The sequence below is a fragment of the Faecalibacter macacae genome, assembly GCF_003687725.1.
GTDB lineage: Bacteria > Bacteroidota > Bacteroidia > Flavobacteriales > Weeksellaceae > Empedobacter > Empedobacter macacae.
This window is the reverse complement of record NZ_RDOJ01000003.1, coordinates 209,649-236,640: the sequence shown is the minus strand read 5'-3', so window position 1 is coordinate 236,640 and position 26,992 is coordinate 209,649. Positions and strand designations below refer to the sequence as shown.

Annotated in this window: 27 protein-coding genes and 1 other RNA gene; 13 read left to right on the top strand and 15 right to left on the bottom strand. The window is 31.5% G+C overall.

The window, feature by feature from the left end:
• Nucleotides 1-12: 12 nt before the first annotated feature.
• Complete coding sequence (gene recR, locus EAH69_RS03700; protein ID WP_121933834.1) at nt 13-627, bottom strand: recombination mediator RecR; 615 nt, start codon at nt 625-627, stop codon at nt 13-15.
• Between the two features lie 112 nt (nt 628-739).
• On the opposite strand from recR, the gene EAH69_RS03695 reads away from it, so the two are divergent.
• The 5 genes from EAH69_RS03695 (at nt 740) to EAH69_RS03675 (ending at nt 5,981) form a co-directional block, all read left to right on the top strand.
• A complete protein-coding gene (locus EAH69_RS03695; RefSeq protein ID WP_121933833.1) occupies nt 740-2,272 on the top strand; it encodes a sodium:solute symporter in 1,533 nt (510 codons plus the stop codon).
• On the top strand, nt 2,272-2,511 hold the full coding sequence (locus tag EAH69_RS03690; RefSeq protein WP_121933832.1) for a hypothetical protein: 240 nt from the start codon (nt 2,272-2,274) through the stop codon (nt 2,509-2,511). The genes EAH69_RS03695 and EAH69_RS03690 overlap by 1 nt, the downstream gene beginning before the upstream one ends.
• 131 nt (nt 2,512-2,642) lie before the next feature.
• Nucleotides 2,643-3,488, top strand: a complete 846-nt coding sequence (locus tag EAH69_RS03685; protein WP_121933831.1) for a transketolase — start codon at nt 2,643-2,645, stop codon at nt 3,486-3,488.
• Nucleotides 3,489-3,519: 31 nt separating this feature from the next.
• Nucleotides 3,520-4,986: a hypothetical protein gene (locus EAH69_RS03680; protein ID WP_121933830.1), complete on the top strand. Its 1,467-nt coding sequence runs from the start codon at nt 3,520-3,522 to the stop codon at nt 4,984-4,986.
• A gap of 50 nt (nt 4,987-5,036) precedes the next feature.
• Nucleotides 5,037-5,981, top strand: a complete 945-nt coding sequence (locus tag EAH69_RS03675) for a transketolase family protein (RefSeq protein ID WP_230466694.1) — start codon at nt 5,037-5,039, stop codon at nt 5,979-5,981.
• A gap of 528 nt (nt 5,982-6,509) precedes the next feature.
• Here the strand turns inward: EAH69_RS03675 and rnpB are convergent.
• The 3 genes from rnpB to EAH69_RS03660 all read right to left on the bottom strand — a co-directional run bounded on the left by rnpB (nt 6,510) and on the right by EAH69_RS03660 (nt 10,215).
• Nucleotides 6,510-6,823, bottom strand: an RNA gene (rnpB, locus tag EAH69_RS03670) — RNase P RNA component class A.
• A gap of 88 nt (nt 6,824-6,911) precedes the next feature.
• On the bottom strand, nt 6,912-9,449 hold the full coding sequence (locus EAH69_RS03665; RefSeq protein ID WP_121933828.1) for an ATP-dependent Clp protease ATP-binding subunit: 2,538 nt from the start codon (nt 9,447-9,449) through the stop codon (nt 6,912-6,914).
• A 115-nt stretch (nt 9,450-9,564) separates the two neighbouring features.
• Nucleotides 9,565-10,215 (bottom strand): NRDE family protein, encoded by a 651-nt coding sequence (locus EAH69_RS03660; protein ID WP_121933827.1) that lies wholly within the window; start codon nt 10,213-10,215, stop codon nt 9,565-9,567.
• A gap of 47 nt (nt 10,216-10,262) precedes the next feature.
• Between EAH69_RS03660 and EAH69_RS03655 the strand changes: the two genes are divergently transcribed.
• The 3 genes from EAH69_RS03655 to EAH69_RS03645 all read left to right on the top strand — a co-directional run bounded on the left by EAH69_RS03655 (nt 10,263) and on the right by EAH69_RS03645 (nt 12,560).
• Complete coding sequence (locus EAH69_RS03655; protein ID WP_121933826.1) at nt 10,263-10,751, top strand: hypothetical protein; 489 nt, start codon at nt 10,263-10,265, stop codon at nt 10,749-10,751.
• Nucleotides 10,748-11,737 carry a hypothetical protein gene (locus EAH69_RS03650; RefSeq protein WP_121933825.1) on the top strand — a complete coding sequence of 330 codons (990 nt, stop codon included), beginning with the start codon at nt 10,748-10,750 and terminating at the stop codon, nt 11,735-11,737. Before EAH69_RS03655 ends, EAH69_RS03650 begins: the two co-directional genes overlap by 4 nt.
• A 61-nt stretch (nt 11,738-11,798) precedes the next feature.
• Nucleotides 11,799-12,560 (top strand): rhomboid family intramembrane serine protease, encoded by a 762-nt coding sequence (locus tag EAH69_RS03645; protein WP_121933824.1) that lies wholly within the window; start codon nt 11,799-11,801, stop codon nt 12,558-12,560.
• On the opposite strand, the gene EAH69_RS03640 is transcribed toward EAH69_RS03645, so the two are convergent.
• From EAH69_RS03640 to obgE, 4 genes are all read right to left on the bottom strand, one after another.
• Complete coding sequence (locus EAH69_RS03640; protein ID WP_121933823.1) at nt 12,550-12,987, bottom strand: hypothetical protein; 438 nt, start codon at nt 12,985-12,987, stop codon at nt 12,550-12,552. The genes EAH69_RS03645 and EAH69_RS03640 overlap by 11 nt on opposite strands.
• Nucleotides 12,988-13,049: 62 nt before the next feature.
• Nucleotides 13,050-13,463 (bottom strand): hypothetical protein, encoded by a 414-nt coding sequence (locus EAH69_RS03635; RefSeq protein WP_121933822.1) that lies wholly within the window; start codon nt 13,461-13,463, stop codon nt 13,050-13,052.
• 136 nt (nt 13,464-13,599) lie between these two features.
• Entirely contained in the window at nt 13,600-13,920 is a 321-nt protein-coding gene (locus EAH69_RS03630) for a YbaB/EbfC family nucleoid-associated protein (RefSeq protein ID WP_121933821.1), read from the bottom strand.
• A gap of 24 nt (nt 13,921-13,944) precedes the next feature.
• Complete coding sequence (obgE, locus tag EAH69_RS03625) at nt 13,945-14,931, bottom strand: GTPase ObgE (RefSeq protein WP_121933820.1); 987 nt, start codon at nt 14,929-14,931, stop codon at nt 13,945-13,947.
• Nucleotides 14,932-15,028: 97 nt separating this feature from the next.
• Between obgE and EAH69_RS03620 the strand changes: the two genes are divergently transcribed.
• Entirely contained in the window at nt 15,029-16,054 is a 1,026-nt protein-coding gene (locus EAH69_RS03620; RefSeq protein WP_121933819.1) for a quinone-dependent dihydroorotate dehydrogenase, read from the top strand.
• Nucleotides 16,055-16,140: 86 nt separating this feature from the next.
• On the opposite strand, the gene EAH69_RS03615 is transcribed toward EAH69_RS03620, so the two are convergent.
• The 4 genes from EAH69_RS03615 to kdsA form a co-directional block, all read right to left on the bottom strand.
• Nucleotides 16,141-16,725, bottom strand: coding sequence for an adenylate kinase (locus EAH69_RS03615; protein ID WP_121933818.1), 585 nt, complete (start codon nt 16,723-16,725; stop codon nt 16,141-16,143).
• 7 nt (nt 16,726-16,732) lie between these two features.
• Nucleotides 16,733-17,269, bottom strand: coding sequence for a hypoxanthine phosphoribosyltransferase (gene hpt / locus EAH69_RS03610; RefSeq protein WP_121933817.1), 537 nt, complete (start codon nt 17,267-17,269; stop codon nt 16,733-16,735).
• A 58-nt stretch (nt 17,270-17,327) separates the two neighbouring features.
• Nucleotides 17,328-18,689 (bottom strand): oxygen-independent coproporphyrinogen III oxidase, encoded by a 1,362-nt coding sequence (hemN, locus tag EAH69_RS03605; protein ID WP_121933816.1) that lies wholly within the window; start codon nt 18,687-18,689, stop codon nt 17,328-17,330.
• A gap of 96 nt (nt 18,690-18,785) precedes the next feature.
• A complete protein-coding gene (gene kdsA / locus EAH69_RS03600) occupies nt 18,786-19,595 on the bottom strand; it encodes a 3-deoxy-8-phosphooctulonate synthase (protein WP_121933815.1) in 810 nt (269 codons plus the stop codon).
• A 75-nt stretch (nt 19,596-19,670) separates the two neighbouring features.
• Here kdsA and EAH69_RS03595 point away from each other — a divergent pair, with 75 nt between their 5' ends.
• A complete protein-coding gene (locus tag EAH69_RS03595; RefSeq protein WP_121933814.1) occupies nt 19,671-19,904 on the top strand; it encodes a YgjV family protein in 234 nt (77 codons plus the stop codon).
• 12 nt (nt 19,905-19,916) lie between these two features.
• The gene (locus EAH69_RS03590) at nt 19,917-21,044 is read left to right on the top strand and encodes a glycosyltransferase (protein WP_121933813.1); all 1,128 of its coding nucleotides are present in this window, start codon (nt 19,917-19,919) and stop codon (nt 21,042-21,044) included.
• A 35-nt stretch (nt 21,045-21,079) separates the two neighbouring features.
• Here EAH69_RS03590 and EAH69_RS03585 read toward each other — a convergent pair whose 3' ends face one another.
• Nucleotides 21,080-21,772, bottom strand: coding sequence for a cell division ATP-binding protein FtsE (locus tag EAH69_RS03585; protein ID WP_121933812.1), 693 nt, complete (start codon nt 21,770-21,772; stop codon nt 21,080-21,082).
• 83 nt (nt 21,773-21,855) lie between these two features.
• On the bottom strand, nt 21,856-22,014 hold the full coding sequence (rpmH, locus tag EAH69_RS03580) for a 50S ribosomal protein L34 (RefSeq protein WP_121933811.1): 159 nt from the start codon (nt 22,012-22,014) through the stop codon (nt 21,856-21,858).
• 271 nt (nt 22,015-22,285) lie between these two features.
• Here rpmH and gyrA point away from each other — a divergent pair, with 271 nt between their 5' ends.
• Both gyrA and EAH69_RS03570 read left to right on the top strand, forming a co-directional pair.
• Nucleotides 22,286-24,865 (top strand): DNA gyrase subunit A, encoded by a 2,580-nt coding sequence (gene gyrA / locus EAH69_RS03575; RefSeq protein WP_121933810.1) that lies wholly within the window; start codon nt 22,286-22,288, stop codon nt 24,863-24,865.
• A 2-nt stretch (nt 24,866-24,867) separates the two neighbouring features.
• A complete protein-coding gene (locus tag EAH69_RS03570; RefSeq protein WP_121933809.1) occupies nt 24,868-26,070 on the top strand; it encodes a tetratricopeptide repeat protein in 1,203 nt (400 codons plus the stop codon).
• A gap of 54 nt (nt 26,071-26,124) precedes the next feature.
• Here the strand turns inward: EAH69_RS03570 and surE are convergent, their stop codons facing one another.
• Nucleotides 26,125-26,889, bottom strand: a complete 765-nt coding sequence (gene surE, locus EAH69_RS03565) for a 5'/3'-nucleotidase SurE (protein ID WP_121933808.1) — start codon at nt 26,887-26,889, stop codon at nt 26,125-26,127.
• Nucleotides 26,890-26,992: the final 103 nt, after the last annotated feature.

Genomic DNA, 26,992 nt, shown 5'->3' with positions numbered 1-26,992 from the left:
AGTTATTTTAATCTAAAATTTTTGATCCGAATATGGCACACGATATTGAATAGATCGTACCAAAGTAGCTTCGTCAGCATATTCAAGCTCATCTCCTACTCCAAGACCACGTGCGATTGTAGAAAACTGAATGTTGTAATCTTTTAATTGACGATAGAGATAGAAAACGGTTGTATCGCCTTCCATTGTCGAACTTAAGGCAAAGATAATTTCTCTAATTTCTCCATTTTTCGCTCGATTAATTAAAGAATTAATATTTAATTGCCCAGGACCTACACCTTCCATTGGCGAAATTTTACCACCTAATACATGGTAAGTTCCTTTAAATTGACCTGTATTTTCAATCGCCATTACATCACGTACATCTTCCACTACACATACCAAATCTTGTTCGCGTAATGGATTAATACAAATTTCACACACATCATGGTCTGAAATAGTATGGCATTTTTGACAATATTTTACCTCATCAACTAATTTATCCAATGCTTCGGCCAAAGCAACCGTTTGCGATTTAGGACGATTTAACATATGAAGCACCAAACGTAAAGCTGTTCTCTTCCCTATTCCTGGTAAATTCGCCATTTCTTCTACCGCACGTTCCAATACTTTACTTGGGTAATTCATTCTAAAATACATTATTTTTTGAAGGTACGAAAATACTAATTTTCAATTTGATGTATTTCACGTATAGTTTCATCAAAAGTATTAAATTTGACTAATTATTTGTTAAAATTTTATGAACTCAACGATTTTACTACTTTGTGTTATCGTATACTTTGTAGGTCTTTTGGTTATCTCATACTTTACGAGTAGAAATTCAGATAACGACTCTTTTTTCAATGGAAACAAGAAAAGTAAATGGTGGCTAGTTGCTTTTGGTATGATTGGAACAAGTTTAAGTGGTGTAACATTTATTTCTGTTCCGGGAACTGTTGGTAAATTAACTGGTTCCGAATACGTTTATGGTGGATTTGAATACTATATGATGGTAATCGGATTCTTTATCGGATATTTTATTGTAGCTGGTGTTTTATTACCTCTTTATTACCGAATGAATCTGACCTCTATTTATACTTATTTAGGAAAACGATTTAATGTGGAAGCCCACAAAATGGGATCGATTTTCTTTATCATTTCCCGCGGAATTGGAGCAACAGCTCGTTTATATTTAGTGGTAAACGTTTTACAAATCTTCTTATTGGATCCGTTAGGAATTCCGTTTTGGGTAACAACTTTCGTACTTCTATTAATGGTTTTACTGTATACTTTTGAAGGTGGTGTAAAAACAATTGTAGTTACTGATACGTTACAAACGTCGTTTATGATTATCAGTTTAATTGCTTGTATTTGGTTTATTTTAAATCAATTAAATTTATCTCCAGCAGAAGCTTTTAATCAATTATCAGCTCAGAATTATACACATTTAATCAATTTAGATCCAAATTCTAAAACATTCTTCCTTAAAACTATTTTAGGTGGTATGTTTATTACCATTGCCATGACTGGTTTAGATCAAGAAATGATGCAAAAAAATATCTCGGTTGATAATGTTGCAAATGCGAAAAAGAACATGATTACTTTTGCAAGCACATTATTAGTTGTGAATTTAGCTTTCCTATTTTTAGGAGGAATTTTATACTTATATGCGATCAATAATGGAGGTTTTTACAATTTAGTTGAATCAACTTTTCATTTAAAAGAAGGAGGAGTTAATGTTATGGGTGATGATTTATTTCCTGCTTTGTCGTTACAAGGATATTTCCCAATGGCTATTTCTATCATCTTTATTATTGGATTAATTTCAGCATTATTTCCATCAGCGGATGGAGCTTTAACTGCGGTTACTTCATCCTTCTGTGTCGATTTGTTAAAAATTAATGATCGTCCTGATTTATCAGAAAAAGAAAAAAGAAATACACGTCTTAAAGTTCACTTAGCATTTACAATTGTATTCTTTATTTTAATCATGATTTTTAAAATGATCAATAACAAAGGAATCGTTTACTTAATCATGGAAGTTGCTGGTTATACATACGGACCATTATTAGGTTTATTTGCCTTTGGAATTTTTACAACAAGAAATATTACGATTAAATACGGAATTATTACCGTTGCGATTTTAGCTCCAATATTAACTTATGTTATTAACGAAATTGTTACTAATTTTACAGCATATAGAATTGGTGTAGAATTAATCATCTTAAATGGATTATTAACATTCCTTGGATTATGGTTAATTAGTAAAGCACAAACTGAAAAGGATTCATAATGGAGAAGAAATTAAGATTAATATGGGATTTTCATGGTCCTGATGCTTTACCAACAGCAAAGCACCACGAGATTCATTTAAAACAATTTATTGAAAGAGATCAGTTAGCTAATAACATTACAGGTTACGAAGAAGTTGAAGAAATGTACGCTGTAGCTTGGTTAGTAGTTAACGAGTCTGAAATGATTGCAGTTAGAGATGCCTTAAGACCTCACCGAGGAGAATGGTATAACGATTAATATAGAAAGCCTGATTATCTACGGATAGTTGGGCTTTTATTTTTTGTAAAATTTTATAGATTCTATAACTAGAATCATTTTAGAACACGTAAAAAATAGCTTATTTTTGTAACAAATATATTTAAACAAACATGACACTTCAAGAACTTCAAACACAAGTACAACAAACAAGAAGAGACATTTTAAGAATGGTTCATGCCGTAAATAGTGGACACCCAGGTGGATCATTAGGATGTGCAGAATTTTTAACTGCATTATATGGTAACGTAATGACACATTCTACAGATTTCTCAATGGACGGGAAAAACGAAGATTTATTCTTCTTATCAAACGGACACATCTCTCCAGTTTTTTATAGTGTGTTAGCACGTTCTGGATACTTCCCAGTTGAAGAATTAAACACTTTCAGAAAATTAAACACACGTTTACAAGGTCACCCAACTACTCACGAAGGTTTACCTGGTGTACGTATCGCTTCTGGATCTTTAGGACAAGGTTTATCTGTTGCAATTGGAGCTGCTTTAGCTAAAAAATTAAATAACGACGATAAATTAGTTTACACATTACACGGTGATGGTGAATTACAAGAAGGTCAGGTATGGGAAGCTTTAATGTTTGCTGCTGGTAAAAATGTAGATAACATCATCGCTACAGTTGATTACAACGGTCGTCAAATTGACGGTGATACAGATCACGTTTTACCATTAGGTGATTTAAAAGCTAAATTTGAAGCTTTTGGATGGGTTGTTTTAGATGAACCAAAAGGAAACGACCTAGAAGCTATCTTAGCTGTATTAGCACAAGCTAAATCATTAACAGGACAAGGAAAACCAGTTGCAATTTTATTACACACAGAAATGGGTAATGGTGTTGACTTCATGATGGGTACACATGCTTGGCATGGTAAAGCTCCTTCTGACGATCAATTAGCTTCCGCTTTAGAGCAAAATCCAGTGACTGAATTAGGAGATTACTAGAATCATCATATAATTCCACAACCATGCAACTATGAAAAAATTATTTTATTCCATACTAACTCTTTGTTCTTTAACATTATTAGCGCAAGAAAAAACTCACAGTTTTGATCAACGTTTAGTGTATGATTACAATGTTTCTGAAGAATTATCAGCTATGTATCCAATCGATAATATTTTAGAAAACAAACTGAGTATTTACATTGGTAAAGAAAGTTTATTAGGACATTCTGATAATGATTTTTTATTTGAAGGATTTAATTCCTCGGCTTTTTTGATAACGAAAGAGCATTACTTCGATGTAAAATTAAATTCGTTAGAAAATCAAATCAGTATTAAAACTCCTACATTATATGATTATTCTGATTCCAAAGAATATCTTCCATATAATGCAGATTATTTTACACTAAAAAACAAACTTGTAAATCTAAATCGTACTGAAAAAATTAACGGGTATACATGTAATAATTACCAGTTAGTTGATCCTAATGCAGAAAATGAAAAAACAATTTATTGTATTGACGAAAAAAATGCAATAAACAATGCTAGTTATCTTCTACCTCAACAACCTATTAAAGGATTAATTGTAAAAGTTGGAGATAGTGATAATTCAAGTTCATTAGTATTAAATCGAATTGAAAAATCAAATCTAAAGGTATATTTTGATGAAAATAAATCAATCAAAACATACGAAGACAATATTGTAAAACTAAAAGAATTGTATAAATCTTTATACGAAATTGATACAATTAGTCAACCTGAAGATTTATCTTATCTAAATAATTCTGATAATAGATATGAGGATCCGTTATACGAATATTATATGTTATCTACTTCCGATAATGACAAGGTAAATACATTGTTTAATAGTATGGCACCATTAGCATTGACGGTAATTACATTAGATACAGATTTTGATAACAATTTTGATTTTGATCGTGCTAAAGCAATAAAAGCAACAGAGGCGTCAACAAAAAAAACGATTCAATTGTACAAAAAGAATGGTTTGATTACAACTGACGAAGCAAAGGAACTAAATAATAATTTTAAACAATATTTTGATAAAGCAAAAAACTTTAAATTCGAAAAACATCAAGAAGTAATTCAAAATGAAGAAGTCGCTTTAGATAGTGTAGATGCTGCAGTTTATGCAACTGATGTCGCATTAGATTATCAATCTGCATATAAAAATACATCGTTAAAAGATGTTAAACTGGCTATTGACGAAGAAGGCGCTAAATATTATTTAGATATTGCACCTTCACATTGTAAAGATTTAAAAAGTCGAATTCCTGATTTTTCAAGTAACGATTTAAAAGAAATTATTTATAATTATACTGGTCAAATTTGCGATTTATACATTTATCAAAGTGGATATGTTGATCTTTCATCAACAGTTGATGCTGTCAGAAAAAGTGTTTGGGAATTAAATACAAAATATGATTCGTTCAAAAAAGAAGACAAAGAAAAGCTTAAAAAATTCTTTGATTCTTTAGATTAATTAGATAAAACAAAAAGGAGGCAAACTCCACATAAAAAACAATTACAATGATCGATTTAACATACACAGAAAAAAAAGATACACGTAGTGGATTCGGAGACGGATTAACTGAGTTAGGAAGAACAAATCCTAATGTTGTAGCATTATGTGCTGACTTAATTGGTTCTTTAAAAATGGATCAATTTATCAAGGAAAATCCAGATCGTTTTTTCCAAATCGGAATCGCAGAAGCTAATATGATGGGAATCGCAGCTGGTTTAACAATCGGTGGAAAAATTCCTTTTACTGGAACATTTGCTGAATTCTCTACGGCTCGTGTTTACGATCAAATTCGTCAATCAATTGCATATTCTGATAAGAATGTGAAAATTGCTGCTTCTCACGCTGGATTAACTTTAGGTGAAGATGGTGCAACTCACCAAACTTTAGAAGATATCGGATTAATGAAAATGTTACCAGGTATGGTAGTTATTAATCCTTGTGATTACAACCAAACAAAAGCTGCTACAATCGCTGCTGCTGAATACGAAGGACCTGTTTACTTACGTTTTGGACGTCCAGCTGTTCCTGTTTTTACACCAGCTGACCAAAAATTCGAAATCGGAAAAGGTATCTTAATGAACGAAGGTACAGATGTAACAATCGTTGCAACTGGACACTTAGTTTGGGAATCTTTAATTGCTGCTGCTGAATTAGAGAAAGAAGGAATTTCTTGTGAGGTAATCAACATCCATACAATTAAACCTTTAGATGAAGAAATTATCATCAATTCTGTTAAGAAAACAGGTAAAATTGTTACAGCAGAAGAGCATAACATTTTAGGAGGTTTAGGTGAATCTGTTGCTAGAGTTTTAGCTCAGAAATGTCCAACACCACAAGCTTTTGTTGCTGTAAACGATACTTTTGGTGAATCTGCTACTCCAGCGGAATTAATGAAGAAATACGGAATTGATTCTACTGCTGTTATTGAAAAAGTAAAATCTTTATTAAAATAAAAAAGATTAAACGATAAATTATAAAGCCCTAAGTCTTCACTTAGGGCTTTTTTTATATGAGAATTTTAAATACTTATTCAAAAAGAAAAAAGGAATCCCTTACGGAATCCCTTTTTTAATTTTCTTTTAGTTTAGGTTTAAGTTGTTAGTAATTAGTTATACAAAGATCAAATAATTAATTAATCTAGCCAATACCTAAAATTAGGTAATTTCATTATAATTATTTAAAAATGCTTATATACAATTATCACTTTTATTGCAACTCAATCTAAAAACACCCATTACTTGTTATAATTGATGTAATTCGATTTAATTTAGTTTTATTGTTTATATCAGAAGATTCTAAACTTGTTTGTGGTGCAAAGATGTAGTAATTAAATAAAATTATCAATACCTAAAATTAGGTAAATTTCAATAAATAATTAATAAGCATTTGTATCGGATATTTTATTACAAAACATATCTATACATTTTTTATTAGATTACTAAAAATTCAAAATGCAATTTATTGAAGAATGTTTGAGAGAAGAAAAAAGCAAGCCGATAAGCCGGATTCTGTCAGTTACAATAAATTATAACGCTTTGTCATTTATCTAGAACTTGAATTACTCCAAGTCTCGAGCTGCCTACCCCCCAACAACGAACGAGAAGCTCTTAACTGTTGGTATACATGGCATTTCACCGCATAGAGTTTACCTGGTTTCACTACAGCCGAACTGTACCTGCTTTCTGTTGCACTTGTCCTCGCCTCACGACGGACGGGTGTTACCCGCTATGCCTTCTCTATGGTGTCCAGACTTTCCTCTCCGAAATAAATTCGCAGCGACAAAGTGGCTTGCTTGGTACAAATGTAAGATAAATAATAGCGAATAAAAAAGCCCGTAAACTATTTATTTACGAGCTTTTTGTATTTATTTAAGAATGAAACTCTTATTGTTTCTCCTCTTCTGCTTCTTCCGTTTTTCCTTTAACAGAAATCTTTACACCATCTTTAGCTTCATTTAACTCTAAAATCAAATGATCACCTTCTGTAATTTCAGCATTAATGATTTCTTCTGCCATTGGATCTTCTATATATTTCTGGATAGCGCGTTTCAATGGACGAGCACCATAATCCTTATCAAATCCTTTATCAGCAATGAAATCTCTTGCTTCTGGCGTTAACTCTAAATGATAATCTAAAGCTGTTAAACGCTCATATAAATTAGCTAATTCAATATCAATAATATTCATGATATTTTCTTTCGTTAAAGAATTGAAGAAAATAATATCATCAATACGATTTAAGAATTCAGGAGCGAATGCACGTTTTAATGCTGTTTCAATTGTTGATTTAGCACGTTCATCAGCTGAGTTTTGTTTTGCTGAAGTTCCAAATCCAACTCCATCACCAAATTCTTTTAATTGACGTGTACCAATATTAGATGTTAAAATGATTATCGTATTACGGAAATCTACTTTTCTACCTAAACTATCCGTTACATGACCATCATCTAAAATTTGTAATAAAATATTGAATACATCTGGATGCGCTTTCTCTATTTCATCTAACAAAATCACTGCATATGGCTTACGACGAACTGCTTCTGTTAATTGACCACCTTCTTCGTAACCAACGTAGCCTGGAGGTGCACCAACTAAACGAGATACGGCAAATTTCTCCATATACTCAGACATATCAATACGAATTAATGCATCTGAAGAATCAAACAACTCTTTTGCTAAAACCTTAGCTAATTGCGTTTTACCAACACCTGTAGTTCCTAAGAAAATAAATGAACCAATTGGTTTGTTAGGATCTTTAAGACCTGCACGGTTACGCTGAATTGCTTTCACAACTTTAGTAACTGCATCATCTTGACCGATCACTTTACCTTTCATTAACTCATTCATTTGAGCTAATTTTTTCAGTTCTTTTTCTGCAACACGATGTACTGGAACTCCACTCATCATCGAAACAACTTCAGCTACATTATCTTCTGTTACTGTTTCACGATTTTGTTTTGATGCCTGCATCCATTCTGCTTGCGCACGTTTTAAATCAGCTTCTAATTGTTTTTCTGTATCACGTAAACGAGCAGCTTCTTCGTATTTCTGAGATTTTACAACCTTCGTTTTTTCCTCTCTTACTTCTTCTAATTTACTTTCTAGATCAAGAATTTCCTGAGGAACTCTAATATTTTTAATATGAACACGAGAACCAGCTTCATCTAAAGCATCAATTGCTTTGTCTGGTAAAAAACGATCTGTAATGTAACGTGTTGTTAAACTAACACAAGCTTTTAATGCTTCATCAGTATAATTTACATTATGATGCGCTTCGTATTTATCTTTTATATTATTTAAGATTTGCAACGTTTCTTCTGGCGTTGTTGGCTCTACCATTACATTTTGAAAACGACGTACTAATGCACCATCTTTCTCGATGTACTGACGATACTCGTCCAAAGTTGTAGCACCAATACATTGTAACTCTCCACGAGCCAATGCTGGTTTAAACATGTTAGATGCATCTAAAGAACCTGTTGCTCCTCCTGCTCCAACAATAGTATGTAACTCATCAATGAATAAAATGATATCATCATTTTTCTCTAATTCATTCATGATTGCTTTCATACGTTCTTCAAATTGTCCACGATATTTAGTTCCAGCAACTAAAGATGCTAAATCTAAAGTAACTACACGTTTATTAAATAAAACACGAGAAACTTTACGTTGGATGATTCGTAACGCTAAACCTTCAGCAATCGCAGATTTACCAACTCCTGGTTCACCAATTAATAATGGATTGTTCTTTTTACGACGAGATAAAATCTGAGAAACCCGTTCAATTTCTTTTTCGCGTCCAACAACAGGATCTAATTTTCCTTCTTGCGCAATCGCAGTTAAATCACGACCAAAATTATCTAAAACTGGAGTTTTACTTTTTGCTGTAGATTTACTCATAGAAGGACGATCAAATTCGCTTCCCATATCTGAATCACCTTCGTAAGAAGGATTCTCCGCTCTTGGTGAATCTACTATATCATTATCCTGAAATTGGAATTTGAATTCTTCCTTGATTGTGTTATAATCAATCTCGAATTTATTCATCAATTTCGTGATAGGATCATTTTCGTTTCTTAAAATACATAACAATAAATGAACAGTATTAACAGTCGCACTCTTAAAAAGTTTAGCTTCTAAAAATGTTGTTTTTAATGCACGTTCAGCTTGTTTTGTTAAGCTTAAATTTTTAATATGATTAACAGTTGTGTCTTTCGGTGGATTTAGGTTCTCAATTTTCTGACGTAATTCTTTCAAATCTACGTTCAATGCCTCTAAGACAGAAATTGCTTTTCCCTCACCATCACGAAGAATACCCAACATTAAGTGCTCCGTCCCAATTTGGTCGTGCCCTAATCTTAATGCTTCTTCCTTGCTGTAAGCAATTACATCTTTTACTTGTTGTGAGAAATTATCATTCATTATATAAACTGTCTTTTATCAAATATAAACATTACTATAGCTAATATCATAAATTATGCCTTTGTTCTACAATTATTATCTAATTGACACATAATGACATTTTTTAATGATGATCTTAAAAAAACGGACAATATTTCATGTTGATTTCTGAATTATTTACAAAAATCTGAGTGATAGAGGTTGTCGCTTTTCCTTTAGCTACATCGCCATCATTCATTTGAATTGATTGATGAATAGCGAATATATCGCTTGGTGATACTTCATTAAATTTAGGGAATTTTTTTTCTAATTCATACATTTTTTCTGAACTATATAATGTCATAGAACATCTAAAAGCGAATTCTTTGTCAGTTAAATCATTTACTTCCAGCTCTTTTTCATCCCAAAATAAGAGGTGAGTTTTTTTATTTTTTATCTGATAAACAAATATCGTAAACGGTGCAATATCTGTAAGAACTTCATTTTCAATAAAATCATATACATCATTAAATTTCATTAAATCTAATAAAATCAATCCTCTACTCTTTCTGTAATTTGATTTTAGATTAGTAGGTTTTATTTTTCCACCATTTAAAATACAAGCGATATAATTTTCATTATAAAATATCCAAGTTCCCTGTTTTTCTTGATCAACGGGAGCATAATATGTATTTCCTTCCCAAATCCTTTCTTCAACTTGTAAAGAAGCTGTTCTCGAAATACTTTCGTCCCGATTATGTGTTAATAAAACTTGATCGTTTTTTTTATAAAAACTGATGATACACATGGCTAAAATTGAATTTGTTCAAAAGTAGAATTATCTTTGCAAACAGTATGCAAATCAAAGAATCAATTCATCAAACTTTAAACCAACTAGAAAATATACTTTATCAACTAAATGATGAAGAATATACAAAAACAGTCGATTTAATCAATAAACAAACTATTGGAAAACATGTACGTCACATTGTTGAGTTTTTTCAATGTTTATTGCAAGCTGAAAAAATTGTTTGCTTTGATTCTCGTAAAAGAGAATTGAAAATTGAAACTTCTACTGAATATACATTAGATACAATTGCTAAAATAAAAGTTGAAATTGAACAATTAGATTTTGATCAACCTATTGTTTTAGAGCAATTAATTGGTGATGATGTTTTAGAAGTAAATTCAACAATTGGTCGTGAATTGGTATATTGTATCGATCATAGCATACATCATTTTGCAATTATCAAAATGGTTTTGAAAGCTGATTTTCCATATATAAATTTCGACAAAGATTTCGGAATTGCTTATTCTACATTAAATTTTACCAAGCAAAAATGAATACAACATTAACAAAATGGACGAAATATGAATATTGGCCGTTTTGGTTATTCTATGGTCCATTAACACCTTGGTATCTTTATAAAATTGTAACAGCTGGTGCTCCTGCATACTTTTGCACTGCAAATCCTGGTTTTAAATGGGGAGGATTTATCAATTATTCTAAAAACGATATTTTAAAACAAATTGATCCTAAATATTTACCCAAAACAAAATTCTATACTAAAATCTCTGCATCAGAAATTCCTATGAATTTTCCTTTTATTGCTAAACCAGACGAAGGTGAGCGTGGAATTGCTGTAGAATTAATCCGTAATAAAGATGATTGGAAACAATATTTAAAAATAAATAATAAGGACTTGATTATTCAAGAATACAATGAATTTCCATTGGAATTTGGAGCTTTCTATGTCCGCTTACCAAAAGAATCTAACGGAAAATTAATTTCGATGACAGGTAAAGATTTTCTTCAATTTACAGGAAATGGGAAATCTACTTTCCGAGAATTAATCGATAAAAATATACGAGCCGTTTTCCGTAAAGATTATTTAATTGAACGTTATAAAGAGCTGTTGGATGATATTGTTCCCAACGGTAAAAGCATCTTAGTGGAACCTATTGGTAATCATAACCGTGGAACAACATTTTTAGATGCTTCGAATTTAATTTCAACAGAATTAGAACATCAAATAGATAATATTGCTAAATCTATTGAAGGTTTCTTCTATGGCCGATTTGATATCAAAGCAAAATCTATCGAAGATTTACAAAACGGAAATTTTGTCATTTTAGAAGTTAATGGAGCAAATTCAGAAGCTACACATGTTTACGATCCAAAACATAATTTATTTTTCGCCTACAAAGAGGTATTGAAGCACCTTAACTATCAACATAAAATTGCAAAACAAAATCACGAATTAGGTCACGAATATATAAAATGGCCTTCTTTAGCTATCGAATTAATTAATAGAGGTCGTGGAAATTAACCATTTTTGTCAGTTAAATTAGAAAGGAATGATTTGTGTCAATTATTCTTAAAATAATTTTATGGCCTATCCTTTTCCGAAAAAAACATTAGTAATTCCTGTATTTTTAATTGGGTTGATTTGGTCTGTATTTTTATTTGAATATAGCGGATTAGGATTAAATGATTGTTACGGAGTTGTTCCAAGAACTTTTTTTGGATTAAAAGGAATTTTACTATCACCTTTATTTCATTCTGGTTTTCCACATTTAATCAGTAATACTTTTCCTTTATTCTTTTTAAGTTTCCTTACCTTATTAATGTATGATCGATTAGCTTATTATGTTCTTATTTTTGGTTGGTTATTATCTGGAATTTTACTTTGGTTAATCGGAAATCCACCTTTTATGGACTCAGTCGCAGGCTGTCATATTGGAGCAAGTGGAATTGTATATATGTTAGCTTCTTTTATTTTATTTTCTGGGTTAATAAGAAAAGAACGCGGATTAATGGCTATATCAGCTATTGTAATTTTGTTATATGGTGGAATGTTTTGGGGTGTAATTCCTGAAGAATTGTTACCTGATTTTAATTTAGGAGATAATTCAATTTCTTGGGAAGGACATTTAAGTGGATTTATTGTTGGTGCTTTCTTCGCTTATTTATTTAGAAAAGTTGGTCCTCAAAAACAAAAAGCTAAATGGGAAGATGAAAACTATTATGACCCTCGTGAAGAAGAATTATGGCAAAAATATTTAGAAAGTTTAACGCCCTATGCACCAAAAGAGGAAGATCAATCTTTAATAAATAAAAATCAATCATCCTCTTCTACCTCTAATATGTAAAACCTGTTGTTGTAAATTTCAACATCAAGTCATCAATTTTCTTAATTGATTTTGGCATATCTTTTTGAAGAAAATCTTTGGATTGTAACGTATCACCATTAATGATAATTCGGTAATAAATCTTTGGATAAACATCTTCTTTCAGATTACTTAATAGATTAATTTCTGCTTCAAAAGCATTTAAATCAAATTGATCTATTTCTGCATGAAGTTCATTTTTTTGATAATCGTTTAGTTGCCGTACCAAAGGAGTTTTATTTCTCATCCATTTAGAAATAATTCCTTTGTTGTATTCTACCGATTGAAAACCTGATTTTGCGGTTAGGAATCGAAGTATTTGTACTTCTTCAATTTTAGTATCAATCTTATTAAAACTTGTAAGGATAGTATAGGTTAGGATTATGATTGTTATTTTTAATCCTTGCATAAAATATTTTCTACCCAACAAAAATAAACGATTTTAAAAAATTTCAATCATTTATTAAGTAATTATTTTCTGTTTTTGTTCATTAAATAATCTACTCTTTGTAATTGTTTTGGGGTCGCACCTTCAGGATAGAATCTTGTTCTTAAAGTATCTTTATTTTTAATAAACAGATACATATAAGAAACACCTAAAATTGGTTTATTTATAGTATCGATTTCAGAAATTATTAAATCAACATTTAATTTTGATATTTCTTTTTCAATTTCATTTTTTTCAGAAAATGTAAGCTCATGCTTAGTTAATTGGTTTCTTTTAACTTGTTTTTTAATTACTCCATCAAAATATTCAATTACTAAAAATCCATCGCTTACTTTCTTATAACGAATGACTTTTAAATCACTCTGAATAATTGTTGTAAAACTTAGAAATACGACTAATAATAATGTAATGAATATTACAATTCTTAATTCTTTCATAGTATTATTGTTTTTAGTTAGGTTACTCAAAAATACAATAAGAATTTAATCTACCCAATTCATAAATATTTAAAAAATAGACACAAAAAAAGTACCACTATGGGTACTTTCTGTATTTAAATAATTAATGTCGTAATTAAAATGGCATTCCAGGAATGCTAGGTAAATTTTCTTGAGCAGTTTTTTTCGCTTTATCAATCGCTTCAGTTTTTACTTGTTCTAAAGCTTTATTCAATGTCATTACTAACATATCTTCAATTTGCTCTTTATCCATTCCTTCAGCTAATTCAATATCTTTAATTGTTGCTAATTTAGACATTGTAATTTTTACTGTACCATCTGTAGATGTTGTTGTGAATGTTTCGTTTTCTAACTCATCTTTTAAACCTGTAAATTTATCTTTGAACGAGTTAATTTTACCCATCATATCCATGATGTTTCCGAAGTTTCCAAACATAATCTGTATTTCTTTAAAGTTATATTAATCAATTAATTTTTTCCACAAAGCATCTTTCAATTCTGTTAACCCTTGATGAGCAACTGAAGAAATAAACAATGTTTCGATATCTTTTGGTAATTGAGACGAAATTTCTGCTTTTAATTCATCATCCAACATATCAGATTTAGTAATCGCTAAAACACGTTCTTTATCTAATAACTCTGGATTAAATTTCTTTAACTCATTTAATAAAATATCATATTCTTTTGCATAATCGTCTGCATCTGCAGGAATCAAAAACAATAAGGTAGAATTACGTTCTATGTGACGTAAGAAACGGTGTCCTAAACCTTTTCCTTCTGCTGCACCTTCAATAATTCCAGGAATATCTGCCATAATAAACGACTGATGATTACGATATTCTACGATACCTAAATTTGGAGTTAAAGTTGTAAATGCATAGTCTGCAATTTTTGGTTTAGCTGCTGATAAAACAGATAATAAAGTTGACTTTCCTGCATTAGGAAAACCTACTAAACCAACATCTGCTAATACTTTTAGTTCCAATGTAACCCAACCTTCATCACCATCTAAACCAGGTTGTGCATAACGCGGAGTTTGACGAGTTGCAGAACGGAAGTGCCAGTTTCCTAAACCTCCTTTTCCTCCTCGTTTCAAGATCATTTCTTGTCCATCTTCTGTGATTTCTCCCAAGATTTCTCCTTCTTCACCACGAGCTATAACACCAATTGGAACATTTAAGATGATATCTTCCCCGTCATGACCAGTAGAACGAGATTTACCTCCACGTCCTCCATGTTCTGCACGGAAATGTTTTTTAAATTTGAATTCCAATAAAGTCCATAAGTTTGAGTTTCCTCTTAAAATAATGTGTCCTCCACGACCACCATCACCACCATCTGGACCTCCTTTATCGATATATTTTTCGCGATGCAAACTTGCTGAACCAGCTCCACCATGTCCACTTTTACAATGAATTTTTACGTAGTCAACAAAATTTGATTGCATAATTTTTTCTTTTAAAATATAAATAGTCTGCAAATTTACAACTTCTTACCCTTATATTAAAATCGAATTTTGCCTAAACAATACTTATTTTTGCAGTATGTACAAGCACATCAAAAACATTCTTTTTCAGTTACAGCCAGAAGATGCACATCATTTTGTAACACGTCAATTAAAAAATTACGCCAATTTTCCTGGTATTGATAAATTATTGACAAAGAAATATACTTTAAATCATCCTTCATTAGAACGAGAAGTTTTCGGAATTAAATTTAAAAATCCGGTTGGATTAGCCGCAGGTTTTGATAAAAATGGTGAATACATCAAAGAATTGAGCCACTTTGGTTTTGGATTCATCGAAATCGGAACCGTAACGCCAAAACCTCAACCCGGAAATGAAGCACCTCGTATGTTTCGTTTAGTTGAAGACGAGGCGATTATTAACCGAATGGGATTTAATAACAAAGGTGTAGATTATGCCGTAAAACAAATTCGTCGTTTACAACATCGCGAACGCTATATTATTGGTGGAAATATTGGTAAAAATAAAGTTACACCAAACGAAGAAGCGACGAATGATTATGTGATTTGTTTTAATGCTTTATTTGATGAAGTAGATTATTTTGTAGTGAATGTAAGTTCGCCAAACACGCCTAATTTACGTGCTTTACAAGAGAAAGAACCATTGATGGATTTGTTATATACGTTACAAAGACATAACGGAATCAAAGAAAATCCAAAACCAATTCTTTTAAAAATTGCTCCAGATTTAACAAATGAACAATTAGATGATATCATCGAAATTGTAACGGAAACTAAAATAGCAGGTGTAATTGCGACGAATACAACCATCGAAAGAGAAGGTTTAAAATCTGATCCAAATCTTGTACAAGAAGCTGGTGGAGTTAGTGGTAAACCTTTAAAAGAACGATCTACAGAAGTGATTAAATATCTTTCAGAAAAATCTAATCAAGCATTTCCTATTATTGGTGTTGGTGGTATCCATTCAGCTGAAGATGCTATTGAAAAATTAGAAGCTGGAGCAAGCTTAGTTCAGATTTATACTGGATTTATTTATGAAGGTCCAGGTTTGGCAAAAGCTATTTGTGAAAAGTTAATTAAATAATATAGATAGTTTTTAAAACTATTTCAAACAAAAAAACCTCAACGAATATGTTGAGGTTTTTTAATTATAATAAAGTTGTTCTAAACTTATTTTACGTTTGCAGCATCAATAGCAGCATATAATTTATTAGTAATGTCTTCAATTGAACCTACTCCGTCAATTTCCACCCATTTACCTTGCGCTTTAAAGTGTTCTGCAACAATAGCAGTTTTTTCGTAGTATTCTTTGATACGATCACGGATGATATTCACATCAACGTCATCAGCACGTCCAGAAGTTTTACCACGCTCTAATAAACGCTCAACTAAAATCTCGTCTTCTACAACTAAAGCTAATGTTACAGTAACATCATCGTTGTATTTTTCAGCTAAAATTTTATCTAATTCCTGAGCTTGAGCTGTAGTTCTTGGGTAACCATCAAAAATATATCCGTGTTCATTTGGATTGTTATCTAAATGATCTACTAACATATTTGTAGTTACTTCATCAGGAACTAACTGTCCTTTACCCATATAAGACTGAGCTAATTTTCCTAATTCTGTTTCATTTTTTAAATTGAAACGGAATAAATCTCCTGTAGAAATTTGAGGAGTTGAATATTTTTCTTCTAAAAATTTAGCTTGTGTTCCTTTACCACTACCAGGAGGGCCGAACAATACAATGTTTAGCATTTTGTAATTAAGATTTTATTTGATAAATATCTGGTAAGTTTCTTCCGTACCCGTCGTAATCTAAACCGTAACCTACAACAAATTTATCTGGAATTGAGATTCCTACTAAATCAACTTCTAAGTCTTTTTTGTATGCTTCTGGTTTAAATAATAACGTAGCAACTTTTAAAGATTTTACGTTTTTCTCTTTTAAAATACGGTGTAACTCTACTAAAGTGTTTCCTGTATCCACAATATCCTCTAAAATTATTACGTGACGTCCTTCCACATTCATAGGAATATCCATTTGGATTTGGATTTTCCCTGTTGATTCAGTACCCTCGTAAGATTTTAATTTTAAGAAAGAGATTTCACAATTTCCTGGATATTGCTTTAAGAAGTCACTCATAAACATTACAACTCCATTTAAAACTCCAATAAAGATAGGCGTCTCGTCTTTGTACTCTTCGTACACTTTGTTCGCCATTTCTTTAATTGATTGTTCGATTTCTTCAAAAGCAATGTACGGTATAAATTTCTTACCGTGAATTTCTATTTCATTCATTTTTTAAGATATTCAAATATACTATTTTGGATAAAGCTTGCAAAAATTTTCGGATATTTTATATAGTCATCGAAAAAAGTCTTGTTTCCGGCTCGTTTTCTAACATTCGTAAATCTAACGACATACAAACATTTCTAACATATGGACGACCTTCCTCATTCACTACAATTCCATTATCCTTGATGATAAGTAAACCATCTTCTTCCATTCCCTTCAGCATCGATTTTACATTCTCGATTCCGTTAAATTTCATGTTATCGTTTTCCCAAGAAGTCTCTAAATTACACATCAGATTTAAGATATGACGACGCATAATTAAATCTTCTTCTGTTAAAATATGACCTCTATATACTGATAATTCTCCTTTATTAATTGAAGCTTCATACTCTTCAACAGTTTTCTCGTTTTGCGCGAAGCTATACCAAGAATCACTAATTGATGAAACTCCTAAACCAATCATTACTTGCGTCTTCGATGAAGAATACCCCATAAAGTTACGATGTAATGATTTATTTACCATTGATTGATACATCGAATCATGTTCTAAAGCAAAATGATCCATTCCGATTTCGAAATAATCTAACTCTTCAAACATTTTCTTACCAGTTTCGTATAATTCACGTTTTAATTCTGGCGATGGTAAATCTTCCTCTTGGAAACCACGTTGTCCAACACCTTTTATCCACGGCACATGCGCGTAACTATAAAAAGAAATACGATCAGGATTCAACTCCTTTGTTTTATTTATCGTATCAATCATTCCTTCTAATGTTTGGTGAGGTAAACCAAAAACTAAATCGTGCGAAACTGATGTATAACCAATTTCTCGTGCTTCTTCTGTTGCACGTTTTACATTTTCATAAGGTTGTACACGATTAATAGCTTCTTGTACTTTAAGATCAAAATCTTGAACTCCGTATGAAACACGACGGAAACCTAAATCAAATAATACTTGCAAATGTTCTCGCGTAGTATTATTTGGGTGACCTTCTAAACTAAATTCGTGACCTTCGGCAACAATTGATGTATTAATAATTCCTTCTAAAAGGATTTTTAAATTTTCTGGCGAGAAAAAAGTAGGCGTTCCTCCACCTAAATGGATTTCTTTTATTACTGGCTTTGTAGGCATCATATCTAAATACAATTGCCATTCTTTTAAAACCGTTGTAATATAAGGTTTCTCTACACTATGTTGTTTTGTAATACGTTTATTACACGCACAAAATGTACATAACGACTCACAAAACGGTAAATGAATATATAATGAGATACCTTCCGTTTCATTACTTTCTATGAAAGATTTCTGAAAAGTCTCTACCCATTTTTGTTTCGTAAAACCTGCTTCGTCCCAAAATGGAACAGTTGGGTAACTTGTATAGCGAGGTCCTGGAATATTATATTTCTGAATTAAATTGTTCATAATATATAAAAAACTCAAAATTGAGTTTAAATAAATTTCTCAATGCTTAGAAAAATATTCCAAACATTGAGAAAAATGTAATTATTTTATTATTAATTAGATAACCGCTTGTCTAACGCGAACAAGTTTTTCTAATAATCCTTCTAATAAATCTAACTGAAGCATATTTGCTCCGTCACTTTTGGCATTTTTAGGGTCTGGATGTGTTTCAATAAACAATCCATCTGCACCTACAGCTATACCTGCTTTTGCAATTGTTTCAATTAACTCTGGTTTCCCACCTGTAACACCAGACGCTTGGTTTGGTTGTTGTAAAGAGTGAGTAACATCTAAGATAACTGGAGCGTAATTTTGCATTACTGGAATTCCACGGTAATCTACCACTAAATCTCCGTAACCTAACATTGTTCCACGCTCGATAATTGCTACATTACTATTTCCTGAATCAGTTACTTTCTGAACTGGAAATTGCATTGCTTCTGGCGATAAAAATTGACCTTTCTTTAAAGTTACATGTTTCCCTGTATTAGCGGCCGCTACAACTAAATCTGTTTGACGAACTAAAAATGCAGGAATTTGTAAAATATCAACATATTCTGCAGCCATATCAGCATGGAAAGGCTCGTGAATATCAGTCGTTGTAGGAACATCAAAAGTCTCTCCAACTTTTCTTAATATTTTTAAAGCCGTTTCATCTCCAATACCAGTAAAACTATCAATACGAGAACGATTTGCTTTTTTAAATGACCCCTTAAAAACATAAGGAATATTTAATTTATCAGTAATCGTAATCACTCGTTCAGCAATTCTCATTGCCATATCTTCATTCTCAATCGCACATGGACCTGCGATTAAAAAGAAATTTGAAGAATCTTTATGTTTAATATTAGATATGTTTTGTATCATCTTGCAAATTTACATAATCTTCGTGAGAAAATTCAGTAATTTTGCCTATACTTTATCATTCTTATTTATAGTTATATGGATTTTTTAAACAATACGTCGACTGCAGATATCGTTGGATATCTTGCGTCTATCTTTATCATTTTATCATTTGTTTTCTCAAACATCAAAACGATTAGGATTATCAATGCGGTTGGTTGTGTTTGTTTCGTGATTTATGCAGCTGCTTATAAAGCTTGGCCTGTATTAATTCCAAACGCAATTTTACTATTTGTTCAATTTTATTATCTTATTTTTAAACCTGGAAAATAAAAATCATTAAAATTGAAAGTACTTTCTGCTGTAATTAACAACATAGAAACCGACCAAAGAGTAGATAAAGTTTGTAATTCTCTATTAAAATTTGGATATGATGTAGAATTAATTGGAACAACTTTAAGAGGAAAACCTACATTGAACAAAGCATATAAAACAAGCTTGATTCCTATGAAATATGAAGAAAGTTTTAAAATGTTTGCTGAATTTAATTTTAAGCTATTCGTTAATTTACTTTTTAAAGCAGATAAGAACACCATTTTATTAGCAAACGACTTAGATAGCTTATTGCCATTTTATGTTGTAAGTAAGATTAAAAGTCTTCCTTTGGTTTTTGATAGCCATGAAATTTATTCTGAACTACCTTCACTTTCTAATCGACCAAAAACAAAAAAAGTTTGGAAAACTTTAGAACGAATCTTATTACCACGAGTAAAACATTTTTATACGGTGAGTAATGGGTATGCAGATTGGTTTAAAAAAGAATATGGATCTAATCCTGAAGTTATCCGAAATGTTCCACATCTTCAAAAATTAAACGATAAAGAAAATTTTATCTTTTTCCAATTACCACAAGTTCCAGAAAATCATAAAATAGTTTTATACCAAGGCGCATTAAACATGAGTCGTGGTTTAGAATTTATGATAGAAGCAATGAAACATGTAGATAATTGTGTTTTTTGGATTGCAGGTGACGGACCAAAACGAGATAACTTAAAAGAATTAGTACAAAAAAATAATCTGTCAGATAAAATATTTTTTCTTGGAAATGTTCCTCCTAAAGTTCTAAAAACAATTACACCTTTAGCTGAAGTTGGAATCAGTTTAGAACAAGATTTAGGAATTAGTTATAAATACGCTTTACCAAATAAAGTATTCGATTATTTCCAAGCGAGAGTCCCAATTTTATCGACATATTTACCCGAAATAAAAGCTACTATTGAGAAATATGAGGCTGGTAAAATTATAAACGAACACGAAGCAAAACACATCGCTGAACAATTAAATTTACTACTACAAGAAGGGAAAAAGTCATATTATGAAAATTTAACAAAAGCTGCTAAAGAATGCTGTTGGGAAAATGAGGAACCTAAATTAAAAGCGGTTTTTGAACAAATAAAAAAGGTAGACAATTAGTCTACCTTTTTTCTATAATTATAATATATAAAATATTAATCTATTAATTCTTCTGTCACTTCTAAGAAACGACCTTCTTCACAACGTACTTTACGAGCAGGATAACGACGAATAATATCATAATCGTGTGTTGCCATTAATACCGCACAATTGTTTTGTTTAGAAACTGAAAGTAATAAGTTCATAATCTCATTAGAAGTTTCAGGATCTAGATTTCCTGTAGGCTCATCCGCTAAAATTAATTCTGGATGATTTAATAAAGCACGAGCAATAGATACACGTTGCTGTTCTCCACCTGACAAACGGAAAGGCATCATTTTTTTCTTAGATAACATCCCAACTGAATCTAATACCTCATCAATACGAGCTTCAATTGTATTTTTATCCTTCCATCCTGTCGCTTTTAAAACGAATTTTAAATTCTCTTCAACAGAACGGTCAGTTAATAATTGGAAATCTTGAAAAACAATTCCTAAATGACGACGTAGATCTGGAATTTTACTTGTTTTTAAAGTTTTCAAATCCATTCCAACTACTTTCCCATTACCATTTTTCAAAGGTAAATCACCATAAAGTACTTTTAATAAACTACTTTTTCCACTTCCTGTTTTACCAATTAAGTAAACAAATTCCCCTTCAGCTAAAGTGAAATTCACATCAGATAAAACTAAATGATTACGTTGATAGATTGAAGACTGATTAACTTCAATTACATTTTTAACTTCCATACAGATATCCGTCTTTTTTTTCAAATGTAAAAAAAAAGCCTGAAAGAAAAACCTTCAAGCTTATTTTTTATAAATCGTAGCGATTATCTTTTAGTTCTTACAGAACTAACAGTTAATGCTTTTCTTCCTTTTTTTCTACGAGCCGCTAATAATTTACGACCGTTTTTAGAAGCCATACGCTCACGGAAACCGTGTTTGTTTCTTTTCTTTCTGTTACTTGGTTGAAATGTTCTCTTACTCATCTTTACTAAGTTTGTATACCATTACACGAATGGGTTATAAATAAAGTTATTTTACTAATTCAAAAATTAAATTCAAGGAAAACTACAAACTTTCTGAATTAATTCAAACTGCCTACCGATCCTTGCGTTTGTAATTTTCGAAGTGCAAATATATAAAATAATTCTTTGTAAACAACACAAAATTAAATATAAAATATTCAAAATGGTAAGTTTTATCACTCTGTATTCTTGTTAAAATTTGTATCTTAGCCGTCTTATATAACAAAAGGATATGACTGAAGGAGAAAAACTGATCCCAATCAACATTGAGGATGAAATGAAATCGGCATATATCGATTACTCGATGTCGGTAATCGTGTCTCGTGCCCTTCCAGATGTACGTGATGGTTTGAAACCTGTTCACCGAAGAGTATTATTCGGTATGTACGAGTTAGGAGTTTTTTCTAACCGTTCTTATAAAAAATCTGCACGTATCGTAGGGGAAGTTTTAGGTAAATTCCACCCACACGGAGACAGCTCTGTTTATGACGCAATGGTACGTATGGCTCAACCTTGGTCATTACGTTATATGTTAGTAGACGGACAAGGTAACTACGGTTCTGTAGATGGTGATCCACCTGCAGCAATGCGTTATACTGAAGCTAGACTTCAAAAAATCTCAGATGAATTATTAGCTGATTTAGATAAAGAAACTGTCGATTTTCAATTCAATTTTGACGACACACTTCAAGAACCAACAGTTTTACCAACTAAAATTCCTACATTATTAGTAAATGGTGCATCAGGAATTGCTGTAGGTATGGCTACAAACATGGCTCCTCATAATTTAACAGAAGTTATTGACGGAACTATTGCATACATCGAAAATCGTGATATCATGATTGAAGAGTTAATGCAACACATTAAAGCTCCTGATTTCCCAACTGGTGGAACTATCTATGGTTATGAAGGTGTAAAACAAGCATTCGAAACAGGACGTGGACGTGTTGTTTTACGTGCTAAAACTAATTTTGAAGAAGTACACGGACGTGATTGTATTATCGTAACCGAAATTCCATACCAAGTTAATAAAGCAGAAATGATTACAAAAACTGCTGAATTAGTAAAAGATGGAAAATTAGATGGTATTGCTGAAATTCGTGACGAATCTGACCGTAAAGGAATGCGTATCGTTTACGTATTAAAAATGGATGCAGTTCCAAATGTTGTTTTAAACAAATTATTTAAATATACTCAATTACAATCTTCTTTCTCTGTAAATAACATTGCGTTAGTTAATGGAAGACCAGAGCAATTAAATTTAAAAGATTTAATTCATCACTTCGTTGAACATAGACATGAAGTTGTAATTCGTCGTGCTGAATACGATTTAAGAAAAGCACAAGAGCGTGCGCATATCTTAGAAGGTTACATGAAAGTAATCGGAACACAAGATGATTTAGATCGTGCAATTAAAATCATTAGAGAATCTGCAACTCCAGAAGAAGCTCGTCAAGGTTTAATTATGGCATTTGGATTATCAGAAATCCAAGCACGCGCTATCTTAGATTTACGTTTACGTACATTAACAGGTCTTGAAATTGACAAGATCCGTGCTGAATATGACGAAATCATGAGTACAATTAACTACTTAAAAGATATTTTAGCAAACGAAGAGTTACGTATGCAAATTATCAAAGACGAATTAATTGAAGTTCGTACAAAATACGGTGATGACCGTCGTACAGACATAAATTACGCAGGTGGTGACTTAAACATGGAAGATTTAATCCCAGACGAAAAAGTAGTTTTAACTATTTCTCGTTTAGGATACATTAAACGTACTCCTCTTTCTGAATACCGTAAACAATCTCGTGGAGGTGTTGGTAACAGAGCAGCAACAACGCGTGATGAAGATTTCTTAGAATACATGGTAGTGGCTACAAACCACCAGTACATGTTATTCTTTACAGAAAAAGGAAAATGTTTCTGGATGCGTGTATTTGAAATCCCTGAAGGATCTAAAACTTCAAAAGGACGAGCAATCCAAAACTTAATTAATATTGATCCAGATGATAAAGTAAAAGCATACATTCGTACACACGATTTAATGGATGAAGAATATGTTAATAACCACTTCGTAATCATGGTTACTAAGAATGGTATTATCAAGAAAACTTCATTAGAAGCTTACTCTCGTCCACGTGCAAATGGTATTAACGCTATTACAGTTCGTGAGGGTGATACTTTATTAGAAGCATTGTTAACTGATGGTAAATCTCAGATCATGATAGCTTCTAAATACGGTAAAGCAATTCGTTTCTACGATGAAAAAGTTCGCCCAATGGGTCGTACTGCTTCTGGTGTTCGCGGAATTAATTTAGGTGATGAAGCAGACAACGAAGTTGTTGGTATGATTGTAGTATCTGACATGGAAAATGAAACTGTATTAGTAGTTTCTGAAAAAGGATATGGTAAGCGTACTTCTATTGAAGATTACCGTGAAACAAACCGTGGTGGTAAAGGTGTTACTACTTTAAACATTACAGATAAAACAGGAAAATTAATCGCTATTGAATCAGTTACTGATGAACATGATTTAATGATTATTAACAAATCAGGTGTAGCAATTCGTACAGGATTAGACGAAATCCGTGTAATGGGTCGTGCAACACAAGGTGTTAGATTAATTAACCTTAAAAATAACGACAAAATTGCTGCTATCGCTAAAGTAGAAGTTGACAACGAAGTTGAAGAAAACGAAGAAGCAACTACTGAAGATGGTGAACAATTAGTTGAAAATCAAGTTGAATTAAACAATGGTCAACCTACTGAAGAAACAACTTCAGAAGAAGATCAATCAAATGATTAATTATGAAAAAATTCTTATTTAGTTTAGGTTTAGTATTATCATTATCTACAGCATTTGGACAAGTAAATACTGAAGAATTACATACTAACCCAACTCAGTTAGCAGAAAAATATAACGCTTTAGCTAAAGAAAATTTAGCTAAAGGTGATGTTACTAAAGCAAGCGAAAGTTTATCTAAGTTATCAAAATACGAAAATGGTAAAGTTTGGCAAGTACGTAACAAAGACACTAAAAAAGACGAGTTTTACTACTCTCAAGCTGATGTAGATGCTGCTATTGCAGGAGGTAATTATGCAAAAGCGAAAGAAGTTGCATTAGCTCCTAAATTTGGTTTCTTATTACAATCTCAGGTTTCTGAATTAGCAAATAAGCAATTAACTGATGCTAATAATAATTTAGATACTAAAAATTACGACGCTGCTGCACAAAATTTCTTAAATGTATACAACTTAGTTGAAGCATTAGGAACAAAAGAAGATGTATACAAATACCAAGCGGCTATTTCTTACTACAATGGTACTAAATATGATAAATCATTAGCTATCATTAAAGAATTAGCAAAAAACAACTTTACAGGAGTTTCTGCAAATCAAACAAAGAACTTAAATAGAGATTTATACGTTTTAGCTTTAAATTCATTATATAATTTAAAACAATACGATCCTATTTTAGACGAAGCTTTAGCTAAATATCCTACAGATGTAGACATCAACTCTGTCGCTACAAGTATCTACCAAGTTACTGGTAATGGTGATAAATTAAAATCTAAAATCGAGGAAAACATCAAAATTAATCCAACAGATCACTTAAACTATTATAATTTAGGTGTGTTATTAATGGATGATGCAGCTACTGAAGAAAAAGCTCAAGAGTTATTTAAAAAATCAATTGAGCTAAATCCTAAACATGTTGAATCTTACAGAAATTTAGTTGCAACTTATTTAACAAAAGATAAAGTTTACACTGAAAAGATTAATAATAACTTAGGAAATTCTAAAGCTGAAAAAGCAGTTTATAACGAAAACATCGCGAAACGTAAAGAATTATTTTCAACAGTAATTCCTTACTTAGAGAAAGTTCACGAGTTAGATCCTAAAGACATCACAGTAGTTAAAAACTTAGCAATTGCTTACAGAACTGTAGACAATACAGCTAAAGAAGATTACTACCGTGCTTTAGAAAAGAAAATAGCAACAGGAAAATAATCCAATTATTGCATAAAAAAAGGAGAATCAAATTTGATTCTCCTTTTTTATTAATTATAAATTCCAATTTTTCAATTCACTTAAAACGTGGTGGGCAGTTAAATCAAAACGAACCGGAACAACAGAAACATATCCATTTTCTAAAGCATATTCATCCGTATCATCTCCTTTGTCATAGTTCACAAATTCTCCACACATCCAATAATATTGTCTTCCGCGCGGATCTTCTCGTTTATCAAACTTCTCATCCCATTTCGCATCAGCTTGACGACAAACTTTAATTCCTTTAATTTCGTCTTCACCTAACTTCGGAATATTAACATTAAGAACAATTCCTTTCGGTAATTTCTTTTCTAAAACTTCCTTTATAATTCCTTTGATATGCTTTTCACCAGCAGCAAAATTTGCATTATAATCAAAATCATCTAACGAAAATCCAATTGCAGGAATTCCTTCTATTCCCGCCTCAACAGCTGCAGACATTGTTCCGGAATAAATCACATTGATCGATGAATTTGAACCATGATTAATTCCAGAAATGCACAAATCTGGTTTTCTTGGTAAAATATGCGCAACTGCTAATTTTACACAATCTACAGGAGTTCCTGAACAAGAGAACTCTTTTACTCCACTATTCGATTCTATTTCGTTACAAAATATTGCTTTATTCAAAGTTACTGCATGTCCCATCCCACTTTGTGGGCTATCTGGAGCAACAACATACACTTCTCCAAACTCTTTGGCCATGTTAATCAAATTACGAATCCCGGGTGCTGTAACCCCATCGTCATTTGTGATTAAAATTAACGGTCTTTCCATAATTATTCTTACTTTTAGTAATTCTTTAGACAATACAAAAATCTTAAAATTATTATTATTTTGATTTATATTTGAATGAAGATTTTATAATATTAACTAATCC

Excerpts from the sequence above, each read along its gene's own strand:
- EAH69_RS03615 (WP_121933818.1), bottom strand. The coding sequence starts at position 16,725 with ATGCTAAACATTGTATTGTTCGGCCCTCCTGGTAGTGGTAAAGGAACA.
- EAH69_RS03685 (WP_121933831.1), top strand. The coding sequence starts at position 2,643 with ATGACACTTCAAGAACTTCAAACACAAGTACAACAAACAAGAAGAGAC.
- EAH69_RS03650 (WP_121933825.1), top strand. The coding sequence starts at position 10,748 with ATGAATACAACATTAACAAAATGGACGAAATATGAATATTGGCCGTTT.
- obgE (WP_121933820.1), bottom strand. The coding sequence starts at position 14,931 with ATGCAATCAAATTTTGTTGACTACGTAAAAATTCATTGTAAAAGTGGA.
- kdsA (WP_121933815.1), bottom strand. The coding sequence starts at position 19,595 with ATGATACAAAACATATCTAATATTAAACATAAAGATTCTTCAAATTTC.
- hpt (WP_121933817.1), bottom strand. The coding sequence starts at position 17,269 with ATGAATGAAATAGAAATTCACGGTAAGAAATTTATACCGTACATTGCT.
- gyrA (WP_121933810.1), top strand. The coding sequence starts at position 22,286 with ATGACTGAAGGAGAAAAACTGATCCCAATCAACATTGAGGATGAAATG.
- EAH69_RS03680 (WP_121933830.1), top strand. The coding sequence starts at position 3,520 with ATGAAAAAATTATTTTATTCCATACTAACTCTTTGTTCTTTAACATTA.
- surE (WP_121933808.1), bottom strand. The coding sequence starts at position 26,889 with ATGGAAAGACCGTTAATTTTAATCACAAATGACGATGGGGTTACAGCA.
- EAH69_RS03660 (WP_121933827.1), bottom strand. The coding sequence starts at position 10,215 with ATGTGTATCATCAGTTTTTATAAAAAAAACGATCAAGTTTTATTAACA.
- EAH69_RS03695 (WP_121933833.1), top strand. The coding sequence starts at position 740 with ATGAACTCAACGATTTTACTACTTTGTGTTATCGTATACTTTGTAGGT.
- EAH69_RS03630 (WP_121933821.1), bottom strand. The coding sequence starts at position 13,920 with ATGTTTGGAAACTTCGGAAACATCATGGATATGATGGGTAAAATTAAC.
- recR (WP_121933834.1), bottom strand. The coding sequence starts at position 627 with ATGAATTACCCAAGTAAAGTATTGGAACGTGCGGTAGAAGAAATGGCG.
- EAH69_RS03585 (WP_121933812.1), bottom strand. The coding sequence starts at position 21,772 with ATGGAAGTTAAAAATGTAATTGAAGTTAATCAGTCTTCAATCTATCAA.
- EAH69_RS03570 (WP_121933809.1), top strand. The coding sequence starts at position 24,868 with ATGAAAAAATTCTTATTTAGTTTAGGTTTAGTATTATCATTATCTACA.
- rpmH (WP_121933811.1), bottom strand. The coding sequence starts at position 22,014 with ATGAGTAAGAGAACATTTCAACCAAGTAACAGAAAGAAAAGAAACAAA.
- EAH69_RS03690 (WP_121933832.1), top strand. The coding sequence starts at position 2,272 with ATGGAGAAGAAATTAAGATTAATATGGGATTTTCATGGTCCTGATGCT.
- EAH69_RS03595 (WP_121933814.1), top strand. The coding sequence starts at position 19,671 with ATGGATTTTTTAAACAATACGTCGACTGCAGATATCGTTGGATATCTT.
- EAH69_RS03640 (WP_121933823.1), bottom strand. The coding sequence starts at position 12,987 with ATGCAAGGATTAAAAATAACAATCATAATCCTAACCTATACTATCCTT.
- EAH69_RS03620 (WP_121933819.1), top strand. The coding sequence starts at position 15,029 with ATGTACAAGCACATCAAAAACATTCTTTTTCAGTTACAGCCAGAAGAT.
- EAH69_RS03635 (WP_121933822.1), bottom strand. The coding sequence starts at position 13,463 with ATGAAAGAATTAAGAATTGTAATATTCATTACATTATTATTAGTCGTA.
- EAH69_RS03645 (WP_121933824.1), top strand. The coding sequence starts at position 11,799 with ATGGCCTATCCTTTTCCGAAAAAAACATTAGTAATTCCTGTATTTTTA.
- hemN (WP_121933816.1), bottom strand. The coding sequence starts at position 18,689 with ATGAACAATTTAATTCAGAAATATAATATTCCAGGACCTCGCTATACA.
- EAH69_RS03665 (WP_121933828.1), bottom strand. The coding sequence starts at position 9,449 with ATGAATGATAATTTCTCACAACAAGTAAAAGATGTAATTGCTTACAGC.
- EAH69_RS03655 (WP_121933826.1), top strand. The coding sequence starts at position 10,263 with ATGCAAATCAAAGAATCAATTCATCAAACTTTAAACCAACTAGAAAAT.